Genomic DNA, 15,037 nt, shown 5'->3' on the forward strand with positions numbered 1-15,037 from the left:
TAACCGGAGGGGTGTTCCCTGTCCGAACCGGTCCTCGATCTTGACCGGATCCGCGGTCTTGCGCTTTCGGGGACTTGGCCCCCGGACTCCCCGCATCCGAACTTCGTTCGGATCTACTCAAGCGCCGCAGGGGCTGAAAGATCGCCTCAAACGCCGGCGGGGCTGGGTTTGCGGACGGGCTGGGTTTGCCCGGCGGGGCTGGGTTTGCGGGAACGGCTGGGTTTGCCGCAGGGCTAGATCGGCGGCCAAGGGATGGCCGGCCACTCGCCCTGCGGGACCGGGTGTACGCCCGAGCGCAGCAGGGTCCGGACCCGGGACCGGGTCGCGTCGATCTCGGGCGGGGTCAGGAGCTCGCCCAGGCGTCCGGCCAGCGGGCCGTCGGGAGCGAGCGAGGACGCGAGGCCGGTCAGAACGGTCAGCGCCCACGAGGGCAGCGGCTCCCCCGCCCACCCCCACAGCAGCGTCCGCAGCTTGTTCTCGGTGTGGAACGTGACCCCGTGGTCGATTCCGTACAGGTGCCCCTCGGGCGCGGCCAGGAGGTGCCCGCCCTTGCGGTCCGCGTTGTTGATCACCGCGTCCAGGACCGCGAGCCGCCGCAGCCGCTCGTCGTCCGCGTGCACCAGCAGCGCCTGGCGCCCCTCGCCGACCTCGGCGAAGGCCACCGCCTTCCAGCCCTCGCCCGGCTCCTCGGCGTCCAGGAGCGCGAGCAGCTCGGGCCCGGGCTCCTGCGGGGCGTCGATCCACAGCTGGCACATGCCCGTGCCGTAGGGGCCCTCGCGCAGCACGGTCGGCGGCACAAGGCCCCAGCCGGTCGCCTCGGAGACCTCGTACGCGGCGACCTCGCGCTCGGCGAGCGTGCCGTCCGGGAAGTCCCACAGGGGGCGCTCGCCCGCGACCGGCTTGTAGACGCACGCGGCCGACTCGCCCTCGTACGACAGATCGCAGAGGAGCACCGCGTTGGACGCCTCACGGATCCGGCCGCGCACGGTCAGCTCGCCGTGGGTGAGGAGCTCGGCGGAAAGCTTGGAGGAGCTCACGCCCCGCGGCGGTATCCGTTCTGGCGCGGACATACGTGTCCTTCCGGATCGAGCGGCAAAGAGCACAGCGGGCACGGCGGGCGGCCCGCGTTCACCACGTCCAGGGCGCGCTTGGCGAAGGCCCGCGCCTGCGCACCGCTGAGGCGGACCCGCAGCATCGGCGGGCCGTTCTCCTCGTCCTGGAGCAGCTGTTCCTCGGCGGCGGCGAGATCGTCCTCGCTCTCGGCGTCCAGCTCGACCAGGGCCTGCGCCTCGACGATCATGCGCTCCGCGTCACCGTCCCAGGCCAGCGCCATGGTGCCGACCCGGAACTCCTCCTCGACAGGAGCGTCGAGCGGCGCGGTGTCGGGGTTCTCGGAGGGGGCGACCGCCGGGACCGGGGCGCTGCCGCCGCTGCGCCGTACGACCTCGTCGAGCAGCTCGTCCATCCGCTCGGCCAGCGCCGCCACCTGGGTCTTCTCCAGCGCCACGCTGGTCACCCGGCCGCCGGCCGAGGCCTGCAGGAAGAACGTACGGCGTCCGGGCAGACCCACCGTGCCGGCCACGAAGCGCTCCGGCGGGTCGTACAGGAACACCTGACGGGTCACGGACTCTGCCTCTCCCTGCGATCGGCGTCTACGGAAACGGAAACGGAAGCTTGTACGCGGAACGGTGCCACCCTACTGCGGCCGACGATCACGGTGCGCCCGCATCTCCCCCCACTGTGGCGTCCGACTGCTCGGGCCCGGAAGGCGCGGCGGGCGGCGCCAGGGAGCTCAAGTCCCCGGTGTCTCCCAGGCGTACGAGAAAAGGCCGCAGCCGCGTGTAGCGGATCACGGTCACCGAGCAGGGCTCCACGGAGATGCGCTGGAACAGGTCCAGATGGAGGCCGAGTGCGTCCGCCACAAGGGACTTGATGATGTCGCCGTGCGAGCACATCAGATACGCGGCCTGCGGTCCGAAGTCCCGTTCCACCCGCGCATTCCATTCCCGTACCGCCTCCGCGGCCCGGTGCTGCATCTCGCGCATGGATTCACCGCCCGGGAAGGCGGCGGCGGTCGGATGCTGCTGCACGACCTCCATCAGCGGCTCACCGGCGAGCTCGGCCAGCTTGCGCCCGGACCAGTCCCCGTAGTCGCACTCGACGATCCGCTCGTCCTCGTGGAGTTCGAGCCCGTCCCGTACGGAGAGCAGCGGCGCGACCGTCTCCCGGCACCGCTGGAGCGGACTGGTCACGGCCAGTGCGAGCGGCACCCCGTCCAGCCGCCCGGGCAGCCCGCCGGCCTGCTCCCTGCCCCGCTCGTCGAGCGCGATCCCGGGCATCCGCCCGGCGAGCAGCCCCTCGGTATTGGCGGTGGACCGTCCGTGACGCACGAGAATCAAGGTGGGCATGCGGCCAGGGTAGGCGCCCGAAAGCGCCGCACAGAATGCATGCTCCGCCGTATCCAGGAAAGATGCCCACCGTGATCGTGGACTGCGCCATCTACCGGGAAGGCCGCCGGACCAAGGGCCCGGAGGACTTCTCCGATGCCCTGGACGAGGCGCGCGCGAGCGGGGACGCCTTTCTCTGGCTGGGGATGCACGAGCCGACCGAGGAGGAGTTCGCCCTCGTCAGCTCCGAGTTCGGGCTGCATCCGCTGGCCGTGGAGGACGCGCTCAAGGCCCATCAGCGGCCCAAGCTCGAGGTGTACGACGATTCGCTGTTCGTGGTGCTCAAGCCCATCGCGTACGACGTCCGGCGGGACGAAGTGACCTCCGAGGAGCTGATGCTCTTCGTCGGCGACTCCTTCGTGGTGACCGTGCGGCACGGCGAGAGCGCGCCGCTCGGGGTCGTGCGCAGCCGGCTCGAAGAACAGCCCGAGGTGTTGCAGCACGGGCCCACCGCCGTGCTCTACGCGGTGAGCGACGCCGTCGTGGACCACTACCTGGACGTGGCCGGCGAGCTGCATCTGGACCTGGAGACCCTGGAGGAGGAGGTCTTCGCGCCCGGCACCACCGACACCAGGACGCTCGCCGCGCGGATCTACAACTTCAAGCGGCAGATCCTCGAATTCCGCCGGGCCACCGTGCCGTTGACGACTCCGATGCTGCGGCTCACGGGCGCGGGCGTGCCGTTCGTGGACGAGCACTCGCGGCTGTTCTTCCGCGATGTGAACGACCATCTGACGCGCGCCAACGAGGGCGTGGAGTCGCTCGACCGGCTGTGTTCGGACATCCTCTCCGCGCATCTGGCGCAGACAGGCGTGCGGCAGAACGACGACATGCGCAAGATCTCCGCCTGGGCCGCCATGGCCGCGGTGCCGACCATGGTCGCCGGTGTCTACGGCATGAACTTCACGCACATGCCGGAGCTCGACCAGTGGTGGGGCTACCCGGGCGCCGTACTGGTGATGGCGGGGGCGGTGTACGGCCTGTACCGCACCTTCAAGCGGCGCGGCTGGCTGTGAACCGCCCCCGGGTCAGGCGAATTCGGGGGCCGAGGCCGCGGGACCGCCGAGCGCGTCGCGCCGCTCGGGCATCTTGAGGGACACCATCCGCCGCCAGCCGCCGGCCCGTTCGTACGCGTAAACGGCGTGGATGCCCGCGGCGAGCGTCCCGGCCTTGGCCTTGGGCCAGCCGAGGATGCAGCCCATGTGGTCCATGACGGCGAGGCTCACATCGCGGTAGATGCGGATCTCGGCCTGGGCGCACTCGCGCAGGATCCGCTGGATGTCACGGCCGTGGCCGGCGTACGCGAAGCGCAGCAACTCCTCGTGGCAGTACGCGAGATGGTTGTCCTCGTCCTTGGAGATCATCTTGACGGCGCGGCCGATGTCGGGGTGGTCGCCGAAGTACTTGCGCAGCATGTCCATCTGCTCGGAGGCGCGCTGCTCGGTGACCCTGCTGTGCGCGAGATACGTGATGATGTCCTGCTCGCCGAGCGGCGTCTCGCCCTTGAGCTGCTCGTGCGCGAGCCCGATGCCGTTCTTCTCGAGCAGCATCGTGTAGTCGGTCTCGTGCGGGATCTCGCACGGTTCGAGGCCGCGTTTCTTCAGCAGGGCGTTGAAGATCCGCCCGTGCTTGTCCTCGTCCGCGCCATGCCGGGTGATCTTGGGCGCGAGCTCGCACTGGCTCTCCGGCACGAGCGCCGCGATGCGTGCGTTCTCCCAGCCGCCCTGGGACTCCCCGCTCGCCGCGATGGAACAGAACAGCCGGAAGGACTCGTCGTTGTCGAGGATCTCCGTGAACAGGCTCTTGGCCGAAAGCATGACTGCCACCTCCGTGCAGCGATCTGCAGGGTTCCGCAAAGAACGAGTCAAATGCGGTGAGAGGTGCCAGGCAACAGTTGTGTCGGACAACTGCGCTGAAAGACGTATTCCGGTTCGCTTGCGGTTTGCATCCATCTGGCGGTGGACAGCGCCGTAACCGTCCCGTCTCTGGCGCGTTGTTCTCCGTGACGGCCGTGGCGGGGAAGACCCCCCGAGCCCCCACCACGGCCGCAGAAATTCTTTCGCGTGCGTTACGCCAGACCGGCGCGCTCCACCGCTTCCACACCGGCCCGCAGCGCCGCAAGCCGCTCGTCGAGCGTGAAGCCCGCGGGAGCCAGCGTCAGCGTCGTCACCCCGGCCGCGGCATAGGCCTGCATGCGGTCGGCGATCCGGTCCACGGAACCGAGCAGCGCGGTCGAGTCGATCAGCTGCTGCGGTACGGCGGCCGCGGCGCCCTCCTTGTCGCCGGACAGGTACTTGTCCTGGATCTCGGCGGCTTCCTTCTCGTACCCCATGCGCTGGGCGAGCTGGTTGTAGAAGTTCCGCTTGCGGCTGCCCATGCCACCCACATACAGCGCGGTGTACGGACGGAAGGTGTCGGCGAGCGCGCTGACGGTGCTGTCGTCGCCGAGCGCGAGCGGCAGCGTCGGGCAGACGTCGAAGCCGTCCATCGTCAGGCCCGCCTTCTGGCGGCCGGCCCGGATGTACTGGAGCGCGGTGTCCTCGATGTGCTCGGCGGACGGGAAGATCAGCAGGGCGCCCTCGGCGATCTCGCCGGTCTGCTCCAGGTTCTTCGGGCCGATCGCCGCGATGTAGACCGGGATGTGCTCACGCGCGGGGTGCACGGTCAGCTTGATCGGCTTGCCCGGGCCGCCGGGCAGCGGCAGCGTCCAGTGCTCGCCCTCGTAACTGAGGCGCTCGCGGCTCATCGCCTTGCGGACGATCTCCACGTATTCGCGGGTACGGGCCAACGGCTTGTCGAACTTGACGCCGTACCAGCCCTCGGAGACCTGCGGGCCCGAGACGCCGAGGCCGAGGCGGAAGCGGCCGCCGGACAGCGAGTCGAGGGTCGCTGCCGTCATCGCTGTCATCGCGGGCTGACGGGCCGGGATCTGGAAGATGGCGGAGCCGATGTCGATCCGTTCGGTCTGCGCCGCGACCCAGGACAGGACCGTCGCCGCGTCCGAGCCGTAGGCCTCGGCGGCCCAGCAGACCGAGTAGCCGAGCTTGTCGGCCTCCCTGGCGACGGCCAGGTTGTCCGCGTCCATTCCGGCGCCCCAGTAGCCCAGGTTGATCCCGAGTCGCATCGGCCGCACCCCTTACTGATCAGTAACAGACTGTGTGGTCGGGAGCCTAGCGGGTGGGGGCGGATTGCGGCAGGGGCCATGGGCAGCGGGGGCGCGGCAAGGCTGGGTCCGGGCTGTCCACAAGGGCGCGGTACGGCTGGGACCCTGGTTATCCACAGGCCCCCACGGGACGGTCTTCGGCCAGTAATCTCAGCGCCCATGGAGCAGAGGCATCTCGGCCGTACCGGCCTGCGCGTATCCCGGATCGGGCTCGGCACCCTCACATGGGGCCGTGACAGCGACGAGCATGACGCCGCCGACCTGTTGAAGGTCTTCTGGGAGGCGGGCGGCACGCTCGTCGACACCGCGGATGTGTACGGGGACGGGGATGCCGAGTACGTGCTCGGGCGGCTGATCGAGGGCCTCGTGCCGCGCCGCGATCTGGTGATCGCGACCAAGGCCGGCAGCGTGCCCGATCCGGACCGGCGCTTCGACGGTTCGCGCGGCCATCTGCTCGCCGCGCTCGACGCCTCGCTGCAGCGGCTCGGCACGGACTATGTGGACGTCTGGCAGGTGCACGCCTTCGATCCGGAGACCCCGCTCGAGGAGACGCTGCAGGCGCTGGACATAGCGGTGGCGAGCGGACGTGCGCGCTATGCGGGGGTGTCCAACTTCAGCGGCTGGCAGCTGGCGAAGGCCGCGACCTGGCAGCTGGCGGTGCCGGGGGTGCGTACCCGCCTGGCCAGCACGCAGATGGAGTACTCGCTGCTGCAACGGGGCATCGAGCGCGAGGTGCTGCCGGCCGCGCTCGACCTGGGCGTCGGGCTGCTGCCCTCGTCACCGCTCGGGCGCGGAGTGCTGACCGGGAAGTACCGGCATTCGACGCCGGCCGATTCGCGGGGCGCGTCCGATCACATGGCGCCCTTCGTCGCGCCGTATCTCGACGAGGCCGCCTCGCGGATCGTGGATGCGGTGGCCACGGCGGCCGACGGGCTTGCCGCGACACCGCTCCAGGTGGCGCTCGCATGGGTGCGCGACAGACCCGGAGTGACCGCGCCGATCGTGGGGGCGCGCACGGCGCAGCAGCTCACCGCCGCATTGTCAGTGGAGGCCCTTAGTCTTCCTGACGAGATCTGCCAGGCGCTCGACGATGTGTCGGCGCCCGTGCACCGCTATCCCGATCAGGACTGGAGCACGCTGTGAGTACGGAGTCCGCCGCCGCGGAGGAACCGCGGACCGACGAGGAGCCGCGGACCGGTGAGGAGCCGGAGACCGAGGGCGCCGCGGGCGTGGAGGGTGCTTCGGACGTGGAAAGCGCTTCGGACGCCGCCGGCTCGGAGGTGTCCGGTGACGCGGAGGTGTCCGGTGACGCAGACGTGTCCGGAGACGCGGAGGCGGCTGACGGGGGCGTTGCCTCGGAGGCGTCGACGGAGGCCGCCGCTGACGGGCCGTCGGAGGCCGAGGCCGAGTTGGCGGCGCAGCGTGAGCTTCGGGAGCGCATCGAGAAGCGCAAGGCCGAGAAGGAAGGCCCGATTCGCGCGGGCGGCAAGCTGAGCGGTACCGCCGCGGAGCTGCTCGCGGCCGTGCGGGCGGTGGAGAGCGGCGAGAAGCCGGTGACCCGCACCTTCAGCGAGCCGCCCGCGCAGCGCCGTCCGGCCGCCGAGCAGCCCAGACCCGCACCCGCGGTACCCGCAGCGGCCAGGGCTCCCCAGGTCGAGGAGGTCACGGCGGTACGGACCGTGCTGGCCGAGGGCGGTGCCCCCGAGTCCCTCGCCGAACGGGCGACCGCGGTGCTCGGGGAAGGCGCCGAGCACCAACTGCGTCAGGACCCCTGGCAGTTGCTGCGGGTCGGCGGAGTCCGCCCGGACCACGCCGACGGATTCGCCCGCGCTCTGCTCGGCGACGACTGCCGCCCCGACGATGAACGCAGGGGCCGCGCCCTGACCGGGTGGCTCCTGGAGCAGGCCGCGGTCGCCGGGCACACCGCGCTCGACGCCGGCCCGCTCAAGTCGGCGCTTGCCCAGCGCGCCGTCCCCGACCCGGATGCCGCGGTCGAGCTGGCCGTGGCGGAGGGTGAAGTCCTGGTCTTCCAGGACGCCTTGGACGAGGGCGCGCCGGGGGCTCAGGAACCCGGGTCTCCGCAGCAGGACGAGGACGAGGAGCCGGTCGAGCGTCCGGTACGGGTGCTGTTCGGGCTCGAACGGTACGCGTTGGCCGAGGAGAGCCTCGCCGATGCGCTGGCCCGTGTGGTGAACTCGCTGGCCAAGGAAGAGGGTTCGGGCCTCGCCGACTGGGAGAGTGCCGCTTCGTCCGTACGGGGATCGGCGGCCGAGCTGATCCGGGCCGTGGCCGGGCACGGTCTGGTGCTGCACACCGGCGGCGAAGCCGCACGCGCCGAAGCCGCGGCTCTCGTGAGCGCCGCAAGCGAACTGGGCCTGCGGGCCTGCGCGGCGGCCCACACCACGGACGGGCGCCGCCGCCTGGCCGGGACGCCGCCCGACGCCGCGGTCACCGTGGCGGGACTGCTGTCCGGCGCCGAAGGCCCCGGACGGGACGGTGAAGGCGCCCTGGCCCTCGACCTGTTGGTGGTCCTGGACGCACCGCAGCTGGACGTCGAGACGGCGGCCATGCTCGTCGAATCACTCCCCGACGGCGCGCGGCTCGTCCTCAGCGGCGACCCCACCGTGCTGTGGTCCGCGGGCGCGGGCCGGGTCTTCGCCGATCTGCTCGCCGCGCGCGTCTGCCCCCAGATCACCTCGCGCACTCCGGATGAGGGGCCGATCGGCGAGCTGACCTCCGGTATCACCATCGGCGAACTGAACCAGGTCGAGGCCCCGGACAAGGAAGTGGTCATCGTCCCGGTCCGCGACCCGGGCGAGGCCGTGCACCGCACGGTCCAGCTGGTCGCGGACTCCGTCCCGCGCGCCTTCTCGATCCCCGCCGAGGACACCCAGGTGATCACGGTGGCGCACGGCGGTCCCGTGGGGACCCGTGCGCTCAACTCGGCGCTCAAGGAGCGGCTCAACCCCGGCCCCGGCCGCTTCGGCGGCTTCGACCCGGGCGACCGTATCGCCTACGCGCCGGCTCCCGGCCGTACGGTGACGGGGCGCGTGGTGGGCGCCGAGGCGGCGGGCCTCCAGCTGGAGTGCGCGGGCATCACGTTCACCGTCCCGAAGGACAAGGTCGACGAAGTCGTCCGGCACGCCTGGGCGTTGACCGCACACCAGGCCGTCGGCCACCGCTGGCCCGCGGTGGTGGCGGTGCTTCCGGGGGACGCTGCCGCGTCACTGACCCGCCCCTGGGTCTACACGGCCTTCAGCCGCGCCGAACGCCATCTGTCCGTGGTGCACGGCGTGGACCAGGCACTGCCGCGTGCGGTGGCCGAGGCGCCGGCGAAGCCTCGAACCACCCGTCTGGAGCGTCTGGTTCGGGGGCTGGTGCCGACGCAGGGCTGAGCCTGTCGCGGGTGCGGGGAGCGGGGCCGAGGCCACGCTCCCCGCACCTGGCACCTGGCACCCCAACAGAACCGTTACCGCTCGGAATCCAGCGGCTCCAAGTCGTCCTCCAGGTCCGGCTCCCCCGCCAGATCGAGCCCGTCGTCCAGCTCCTCGTCGAACACCGCGCTCACATCGAACCGGCACACCACCCGCTGCGGATCCACCGTCTCGAACGGTGCCTCCAGCCACTCCCCCGGCTCCGGTGTCCCGTCCGACGCCGTCACCCAGAGCGTGGAGTCGCCCTCCTCCAGGCCGAACTCCTTGTGCCGGGAAGCGATTTCGTCCGGCTCGAACTCGCCGAACAGCACCCCGAGCGCCGCATGCGCACTGCCGCCCACCTCGTCGGCACCGGACAGATCCCCCGCCGTATCCGCGTCCAGGTCCGCCACCCGCTGCGCCTGGGCGAGCAGCCGCTGCGGCTCGACCACCGCGTAGTCCCGCCGGATCAGCACGCTGAGCGCGCTGGGATCGGCAGGGCCGGCATAGGGCGGCAGATCGTCCTCGTTTCCGGGGATCTCGAAAGGGGTGACCTCGTCGTAGGTGTCGTAGAGCAGTTCGTCGTACGCCTCGGCCGCCGACGCAAGCTCGTTGAACGCTTCGTAGACACCCGGGTCGTCCTCGCCCGACCGCCCCTCGACCGCGGCAAGGTGGCGGTCGAGCGCGGTCTTGACCGCCTCGGCGGCGGCACGTACCTCGGCAGCGGTGACCTGCGCAGCATCAGACATAGTGCAGACGCTATCCGTACCAGGCCGTTGCCCGCACAATAGATGCGATGGCCGAATACGAATTTCTCGACGTGTACGTGCCGCGCGGGATCTCTCGCAAGGACACGACTCGCTTGTTGACCGAGCATGCCGAGTACGGACACTGGGAGTTGCACCGACTGACCCTGCGTCGCGACGGAAGCCGCCGGGTGCGGCTGCGCCGACGGATCATCCGTCAAGTGCGTGCGACGTGGTGACGTATCCGCCGACGAGAACCTGGTGACAAGGGAGTGGGCCCCGCCGCTTGGCGGGGCCCACTCCCTTGCGCATCCGTACGGCGTCAGGCCGCCTGACGCGCCCTGCGGTAGAGCACGGCGCCCGCGAGGAGCAGACCCGCACTCATCGGCACGGCGATCCCGATCGGCGTCTCGGAGCCGGTCCGGGCGAGCTGCTCGGAACCCTTGGGCGGGGTGACGGTGTGCGTCTGGGGCTCATTGGGCTTCGAGGGCTTCTCGGGGCGGTCCGGGGTGTCCGGCTTACCGGGCTCCGACGGCTTTTCCGGCTTCTCGGGTCCGGCCGGCGGCTCCTCGTGGACCGGCGGCTTCGGGCCGGACTCGTTGGTGCAGTCGTTGCCCTCGGTGCCGTTGCCCAGGCCGCCGATGGTGACGCTGTTCCCGCAGGCGTTCACGGGGACGTCGATCGGGAGCTGGATGACGTTGCCAGAGCCGACTCCCGGCGAGTCCTTCGCCGAGCCCTCGGCGGTGGCGCCGCCACCGGGCTTGTCCTTGCCGCCGTCGTCGCCGCTGCCGCCGTCCGAGACGTTGGCACAGCTGTTGCCCGCCGCCGGGTTGAGCAGTCCGACCACGTTGACCGTGTTCCCGCAGAGGTTCACGGGGATGTTGATCGGCAGCTGGACGGTGTTGCCCGCCAGCACGCCCGGGGAGTCGGCGGTCTTGCCGTCCGCTCCCGAGTCGGCGAACGCGGTGCCACCCGTGACGGCGAGCACGCCGCTCGCGGCTGCCACGGTGATCAGGCCTTTGCGCGTGACCTGTCGCATAGGTTCTTCCCTGCCTTTGACCTACTGGAGTAGCGCAACCGCTCCCTTGCGGGTGCGCCTAGATGCCAGGCAGCCCCGGAGCGCATGGCACGCACTCCGGGGCCGACGGACTCAGACCCTCTTGGGGTGAGGCACTACGTCTCAGACGTTGGTGCAGGTGTTGCCGAAGGCGGGGTTCAGCAGCCCGATCACGGAAACGGTGTTGCCACACGCGTTCACCGGGATGTGGACCGGGACCTGAACAACGTTGCCCGAGAGCACGCCGGGAGACTTCACAGCGGCACCCTGGGCACCGGAGTCGGCAGCTGCGATACCCGCGCCAGCGAGAACCAGGCCACCCGTAGCAGCCGCAGCAGCGACGACCTTCTTGATCATTATTCCTCCTTGTTGGCAATGCAGTCCCAGCCGCGGACTGCATCACCTGTAACGAGGAGGGAGTATTCGGGCTACGAGCCTATGGTCGCTTTCACTCTTTTCAGTCAACTGCGCACGTACGGCCGAATATTGAGATCAACGAGCTCAGGAAGCGTCGATGAAGCGGTCGAGAACGCGCACGCCGAACTTGAGCCCCTCGGTCGGCACACGCTCGTCCACGCCGTGGAACATGCCCGCGAAGTCCAGCTCGGGCGGCAGCTGCAGCGGCGCGAAACCGAAGCAGCGGATGCCGAGATCGTCGAAGGACTTGGCGTCGGTGCCGCCGGAGAGCATGTACGGAACGGCCCGCGCGATGGGGTCCTCGGCCTTCAGGGCGAGCTGCATGGCGTCCACGAGCTTGCCGTCGAAGTCGGTCTCGAGCGCCTTGTCGCCGTGCACGTCCTCGCGCTTCACGCGCGGGCCGAGGATGCGGTCGAGGTCGGCGAGGAACTCCTCCTCGTAACCGGGCAGGAAGCGCCCGTCGACGTGGGCGGTGGCCTGCCCGGGGATGACGTTCACCTTGTAGCCGGCGCCGAGCATCGTCGGGGCGGCGGAATTGCGGAGCGTCGCGCCGACCATCTTGGCGATGCCGCCGAGCTTCGCGAGGGTGGCGTCCATGTCCTCGGGGTCGAGCTCGGTCCCGAGTGCGTCGGACAGTTCATCGAGGAACGACCGTACGGTCTTGGTCACGCGCACCGGCCATTCGTGGCGGCCCAGGCGCCCGACGGCCTCGCACAGCTCGGTGATCGCGTTGTCCTTGTTGGTCATCGAACCGTGCCCGGCGGTGCCGTCCACGGTGAGCCGCATCCAGTGCATGCCCTTCTGGGCGGTCTCGACGAGATACAGGCGCAGGTTCTCGTTGACCGTGAACGAGAAGCCGCCGACCTCCCCGATCGCCTCGGTCACGCCCTCGAAGAGGCCCGGGTGCTTGTCGACCAGGTGCCGGGCGCCGTACGTGCCGCCGGCCTCCTCGTCCGCGAGGAACGCGAGCACGATGTCGCGCGGAGGCTTACGGCCGCTGCGCATCCGGTCGCGTACGACCGCGAGGGTCATCGCGTCCATGTCCTTCATGTCGACGGCGCCGCGCCCCCATACGCACCCGTCGGCGATCTCGCCGGAGAAGGGGTGGTGGGTCCAGTCCTGCGCGTTGGCCGGGACGACGTCGGTGTGCCCGTGGATCAGGAGCGCCGGGCGCGAGGGGTCCTCGCCCTCGATCCGGGCGACCGTCGAGGCACGGCCGGGGTGGGACTCGAAGATCTGGGGCTCGAGCCCGACCTCCGCGAGCTTCTCGGCGACGTATTCGGCGGCCTTGCGCTCGCCCGGCCCCGAGTGGTCCCCGTAGTTGCTGGTGTCGATCCGGATCAGGTCCCGGCAGAGGTCGACGACCTCGTCCTCACCGGCGACGTATTTCTGGCCGTGCCGAACGCTCTGCTGCCCGTTCCTGCCCGCTGCACTCACGCCGGGTTCCTCTCGCAGTTGCTGCTCGCTGGTCCCCGCCATCCTCCCGCGTCCCCGCCGCGGACCCAAGGGCGGGCCCGCTGCGACATGCGCCGTTAACGCCCGGCGGGGGCGGCCCGGGGGTGTGATCGGAGGCCCCTGAATGTTTGCTATGGTTTTCCACGTCGCCGCGGGAAACCGCGGGTCACCGGTCCGGGTGGCGGAATGGCAGACGCGCTAGCTTGAGGTGCTAGTGCCCTTTATCGGGCGTGGGGGTTCAAGTCCCCCCTCGGACACAGAAACAACCCCCGCGGTCTCCTGGAGACCGCGGGGGTTTTCTCGTTCAGGCCCGCTGCCAGTCAAGGTCCGGGAACGCTTGGCGCACCTCGGCGAGGAGGGCCGGGTAGGTGCTGCCGTAGGTACGGGCCGCGGCGTACAGGGTGTCCAGGGCGGCGCGCAGGGGGTCCTCCTCCGCTGCGGCGAAAAGCGCCGACATGGCCATGGCCTGTTGTCGCACACCGTGCCGGGCTCCGTCCACGGAGTCCACGGAGTCCACGGAGTCCACGAAGGTCGCCGGGAGGTTCTTCTGCTCGAAGAACCAGTACCAGGCACCGTCGGGGTCTCCGAACGGCGTCGGCAGCTCGGTACCTCTGCGGAGATACATCCGGGCACGGACGAAGTCGGTAAAGGTGTCGAGACCCGATGCGGAGAGCGCGCGGTACAGCGCCCAGTCGACGATCTCGCGTTGGACGGCCGGATCACGCGTCGAGCGCGCTCGGCCTCTGCCCGCTCCTCGGGCGTCGGCCCTGGCGGCGTGCTCCGAGCGCACTGGTGCCAATAGGCGGCGCTCTGCGTCGTCTGCTTGATCACCCTGTCCGGAGCGGGTGGTGCCGGCCAGAACTGCAGCAGGTAGTGATCGACCGGGGGCCCGCCTTCGAGGACCGCGGTCTCGTCGTCCCACGACAGCTCCATCCCCAGCCCGCAGCAGCGGACCCTGTGGTCGACGACGGGGAGGTCGAGCGAGCAGAGTCTCCCGTCGCCCCAGGGGAAGATCGCGGTGTCCGAGGAGACGGGACGGAACGAGGCCTCGACGATCTCCTCCCACCGCTCCTCCTCCAAGGGAGGCTCGGCCTCGTGAACCTCCACCTTCAGCCCGACCCTCCCCGTATGCAGGCCCGTCGTCATGAACAGGTAGCCGGGAACAGCCGCACCGCACACGCCGTTGCTCTGGCCCGCCCGCGGATCGACCCGCTCGCGCCCGACGAAGTCCGGCCGGCTCTCCACAGAGAACTGGCTGTAGCTGACGCTCAGTTCACCGTCATACACGGTCCGCACCATCGCCCCTTCCGCCGGATGTCCGCTCGAGGGCAGTATGCGAACCGCCACTGACAAGCCGCCCTCACGCCCCCGAGGGGCCTCCGGCGTCCTGTGCCCCCGAAGCTAGACTGGCGGGCGCCGCATCGTCCGTACCCGAGGAGCCGCATGGCCGCCGCGCAGCCGACCGAGTCCCCGCGGCGTACCCGGGACGCGGCGCGTACCCGGGCCGAGATCCTCGATGTGGCCACGGACGAATTCGCCCGGGCCGGGTACACCGGGGCGCGCGTGGACGAGATCGCCGCCCGGATGCGCACCACGAAGCGGATGATCTACTACTACTTCGGCAGCAAGGAACAGCTCTTCACGGCCGTACTCGAACGCGCCTATACGGTGATCCGCACCCAGGAGCAGAAGCTCGACGTCGAGCACCTGGATCCGGTGGCGGCGATCCGCCGGCTCGCGGAGCTGACCTTCGATCACCATGAGGCCCACCCCGCTTTCATCCGGCTCGTGAGCATCGAGAACATCCACGGGGCCGAACATGTCGCGGGCTCCGAGCATCTGCGCTCGCTCAACTCCCCCGCGATCGAGGTCATCGGGCGGATCCTCGAGACCGGGCGCGCGGAAGGTGTCTTCCGTGACGATGTCGACGCGATCGACGTCCACGCGATGATCAGCTCGTTCTGCTTCTTCCGCGTCGCCAACCGGCATACGTTCCAGGCCCTTTTCGACCGCGACCTCACCCAGCCGGGGCGGCGTGCGCACTATCGCGCGATGCTCGGGGACATGGTGCTCGGGTATCTGACGGCGGGCGCGCGGGGCAATCCGTCGGCTTGACCTCCGTGCTCCGGGGCCCACGGTTTCAGGGTTCGTCGCCTGCCGTGAAGCAGCGGCGGGAGCCTTCGGCCGGGGTCAGGCAGACGGTGGCGCGGGAGGGGTCGACCGTGGCGGCTGTCATCGGAGTTGCTTCGGTACGCAAGTGCCGGAGGCGGTCGGCAAGTTGACGGAGCTCGGGGGCGGCGGTACGGGCGGTGCGGGTTGCCGTGCGGTCGGGGTGGGGC

General features: G+C 70.4%; 16 protein-coding genes and 1 tRNA gene. 6 read left to right on the top strand and 11 right to left on the bottom strand.

Annotated elements, in window-relative coordinates; genetic code table 11:
• Window positions 1-233: 233 nt before the first annotated feature.
• From G6045_RS06775 to G6045_RS06785, 3 genes are all read right to left on the bottom strand, one after another.
• Window positions 234-1,070 carry an SCO1664 family protein gene (locus G6045_RS06775; RefSeq protein WP_165330896.1) on the bottom strand — a complete coding sequence of 279 codons (837 nt, stop codon included), beginning with the start codon at window positions 1,068-1,070 and terminating at the stop codon, window positions 234-236.
• Window positions 1,034-1,624, bottom strand: coding sequence for a DUF3090 domain-containing protein (locus G6045_RS06780; RefSeq protein ID WP_165330897.1), 591 nt, complete (start codon window positions 1,622-1,624; stop codon window positions 1,034-1,036). Before G6045_RS06780 ends, G6045_RS06775 begins: the two co-directional genes overlap by 37 nt.
• An 88-nt stretch (window positions 1,625-1,712) precedes the next feature.
• A complete protein-coding gene (locus tag G6045_RS06785) occupies window positions 1,713-2,408 on the bottom strand; it encodes a histidine phosphatase family protein (protein WP_165330898.1) in 696 nt (231 codons plus the stop codon).
• A gap of 62 nt (window positions 2,409-2,470) precedes the next feature.
• Between G6045_RS06785 and corA the strand changes: the two genes are divergently transcribed.
• Window positions 2,471-3,463: a magnesium/cobalt transporter CorA gene (gene corA / locus G6045_RS06790; RefSeq protein WP_165330899.1), complete on the top strand. Its 993-nt coding sequence runs from the start codon at window positions 2,471-2,473 to the stop codon at window positions 3,461-3,463.
• A gap of 12 nt (window positions 3,464-3,475) precedes the next feature.
• Here corA and G6045_RS06795 read toward each other — a convergent pair whose 3' ends face one another.
• Window positions 3,476-4,264 carry a ferritin-like domain-containing protein gene (locus tag G6045_RS06795; protein WP_165330900.1) on the bottom strand — a complete coding sequence of 263 codons (789 nt, stop codon included), beginning with the start codon at window positions 4,262-4,264 and terminating at the stop codon, window positions 3,476-3,478.
• Between the two features lie 251 nt (window positions 4,265-4,515).
• Window positions 4,516-5,571 carry an LLM class F420-dependent oxidoreductase gene (locus G6045_RS06800; RefSeq protein WP_165330901.1) on the bottom strand — a complete coding sequence of 352 codons (1,056 nt, stop codon included), beginning with the start codon at window positions 5,569-5,571 and terminating at the stop codon, window positions 4,516-4,518.
• Between the two features lie 198 nt (window positions 5,572-5,769).
• Here G6045_RS06800 and G6045_RS06805 point away from each other — a divergent pair, with 198 nt between their 5' ends.
• Both G6045_RS06805 and G6045_RS06810 read left to right on the top strand, forming a co-directional pair.
• Entirely contained in the window at window positions 5,770-6,753 is a 984-nt protein-coding gene (locus G6045_RS06805) for an aldo/keto reductase (protein WP_165330902.1), read from the top strand.
• Window positions 6,750-9,005: a helix-hairpin-helix domain-containing protein gene (locus tag G6045_RS06810; RefSeq protein ID WP_408056305.1), complete on the top strand. Its 2,256-nt coding sequence runs from the start codon at window positions 6,750-6,752 to the stop codon at window positions 9,003-9,005. The genes G6045_RS06805 and G6045_RS06810 overlap by 4 nt, the downstream gene beginning before the upstream one ends.
• 74 nt (window positions 9,006-9,079) lie before the next feature.
• Here G6045_RS06810 and G6045_RS06815 read toward each other — a convergent pair whose 3' ends face one another.
• On the bottom strand, window positions 9,080-9,772 hold the full coding sequence (locus G6045_RS06815) for a hypothetical protein (RefSeq protein ID WP_165330903.1): 693 nt from the start codon (window positions 9,770-9,772) through the stop codon (window positions 9,080-9,082).
• Between the two features lie 47 nt (window positions 9,773-9,819).
• Here G6045_RS06815 and G6045_RS06820 point away from each other — a divergent pair, with 47 nt between their 5' ends.
• On the top strand, window positions 9,820-10,008 hold the full coding sequence (locus G6045_RS06820; RefSeq protein ID WP_165330904.1) for a DUF5703 family protein: 189 nt from the start codon (window positions 9,820-9,822) through the stop codon (window positions 10,006-10,008).
• An 83-nt stretch (window positions 10,009-10,091) separates the two neighbouring features.
• Here G6045_RS06820 and G6045_RS06825 read toward each other — a convergent pair whose 3' ends face one another.
• The 3 genes from G6045_RS06825 to G6045_RS06835 form a co-directional block, all read right to left on the bottom strand.
• Window positions 10,092-10,808: a chaplin family protein gene (locus G6045_RS06825; RefSeq protein ID WP_165330905.1), complete on the bottom strand. Its 717-nt coding sequence runs from the start codon at window positions 10,806-10,808 to the stop codon at window positions 10,092-10,094.
• A 141-nt stretch (window positions 10,809-10,949) separates the two neighbouring features.
• Window positions 10,950-11,183: a chaplin ChpH gene (gene chpH, locus G6045_RS06830; RefSeq protein ID WP_165330906.1), complete on the bottom strand. Its 234-nt coding sequence runs from the start codon at window positions 11,181-11,183 to the stop codon at window positions 10,950-10,952.
• A gap of 144 nt (window positions 11,184-11,327) precedes the next feature.
• Window positions 11,328-12,680, bottom strand: coding sequence for a M20/M25/M40 family metallo-hydrolase (locus tag G6045_RS06835; protein WP_165330907.1), 1,353 nt, complete (start codon window positions 12,678-12,680; stop codon window positions 11,328-11,330).
• A 190-nt stretch (window positions 12,681-12,870) separates the two neighbouring features.
• On the opposite strand from G6045_RS06835, the gene G6045_RS06840 reads away from it, so the two are divergent.
• Window positions 12,871-12,955, top strand: a tRNA-Leu gene (locus G6045_RS06840).
• Window positions 12,956-13,002: 47 nt separating this feature from the next.
• Here G6045_RS06840 and G6045_RS41240 read toward each other — a convergent pair.
• The gene (locus tag G6045_RS41240; protein ID WP_235967631.1) at window positions 13,003-13,488 is read right to left on the bottom strand and encodes a hypothetical protein; all 486 of its coding nucleotides are present in this window, start codon (window positions 13,486-13,488) and stop codon (window positions 13,003-13,005) included.
• A 653-nt stretch (window positions 13,489-14,141) separates the two neighbouring features.
• On the opposite strand from G6045_RS41240, the gene G6045_RS06850 reads away from it, so the two are divergent.
• Window positions 14,142-14,813, top strand: coding sequence for a TetR/AcrR family transcriptional regulator (locus G6045_RS06850; protein WP_165330908.1), 672 nt, complete (start codon window positions 14,142-14,144; stop codon window positions 14,811-14,813).
• A 25-nt stretch (window positions 14,814-14,838) separates the two neighbouring features.
• On the opposite strand, the gene G6045_RS40830 is transcribed toward G6045_RS06850, so the two are convergent.
• On the bottom strand, window positions 14,839-15,037 hold a 199-nt coding region (locus tag G6045_RS40830; protein WP_206343335.1), incomplete at its 5' end, for a hypothetical protein.

The sequence above is a fragment of the Streptomyces mesophilus genome (assembly GCF_011044995.1).
Taxonomy (GTDB): domain Bacteria; phylum Actinomycetota; class Actinomycetes; order Streptomycetales; family Streptomycetaceae; genus Streptomyces; species Streptomyces mesophilus.

What these genes read in the sequence shown, in the direction of transcription:
- corA (WP_165330899.1), top strand. Translation starts at nt 2,471, where the DNA reads ATGCCCACCGTGATCGTGGACTGCGCCATCTACCGGGAAGGCCGCCGG.
- G6045_RS06850 (WP_165330908.1), top strand. Translation starts at nt 14,142, where the DNA reads ATGGCCGCCGCGCAGCCGACCGAGTCCCCGCGGCGTACCCGGGACGCG.
- G6045_RS06795 (WP_165330900.1), bottom strand. Translation starts at nt 4,264, where the DNA reads ATGCTTTCGGCCAAGAGCCTGTTCACGGAGATCCTCGACAACGACGAG.
- G6045_RS06785 (WP_165330898.1), bottom strand. Translation starts at nt 2,408, where the DNA reads ATGCCCACCTTGATTCTCGTGCGTCACGGACGGTCCACCGCCAATACC.
- chpH (WP_165330906.1), bottom strand. Translation starts at nt 11,183, where the DNA reads ATGATCAAGAAGGTCGTCGCTGCTGCGGCTGCTACGGGTGGCCTGGTT.
- G6045_RS06820 (WP_165330904.1), top strand. Translation starts at nt 9,820, where the DNA reads ATGGCCGAATACGAATTTCTCGACGTGTACGTGCCGCGCGGGATCTCT.
- G6045_RS06805 (WP_165330902.1), top strand. Translation starts at nt 5,770, where the DNA reads ATGGAGCAGAGGCATCTCGGCCGTACCGGCCTGCGCGTATCCCGGATC.
- G6045_RS06815 (WP_165330903.1), bottom strand. Translation starts at nt 9,772, where the DNA reads ATGTCTGATGCTGCGCAGGTCACCGCTGCCGAGGTACGTGCCGCCGCC.
- G6045_RS06825 (WP_165330905.1), bottom strand. Translation starts at nt 10,808, where the DNA reads ATGCGACAGGTCACGCGCAAAGGCCTGATCACCGTGGCAGCCGCGAGC.
- G6045_RS06800 (WP_165330901.1), bottom strand. Translation starts at nt 5,571, where the DNA reads ATGCGACTCGGGATCAACCTGGGCTACTGGGGCGCCGGAATGGACGCG.
- G6045_RS06775 (WP_165330896.1), bottom strand. Translation starts at nt 1,070, where the DNA reads ATGTCCGCGCCAGAACGGATACCGCCGCGGGGCGTGAGCTCCTCCAAG.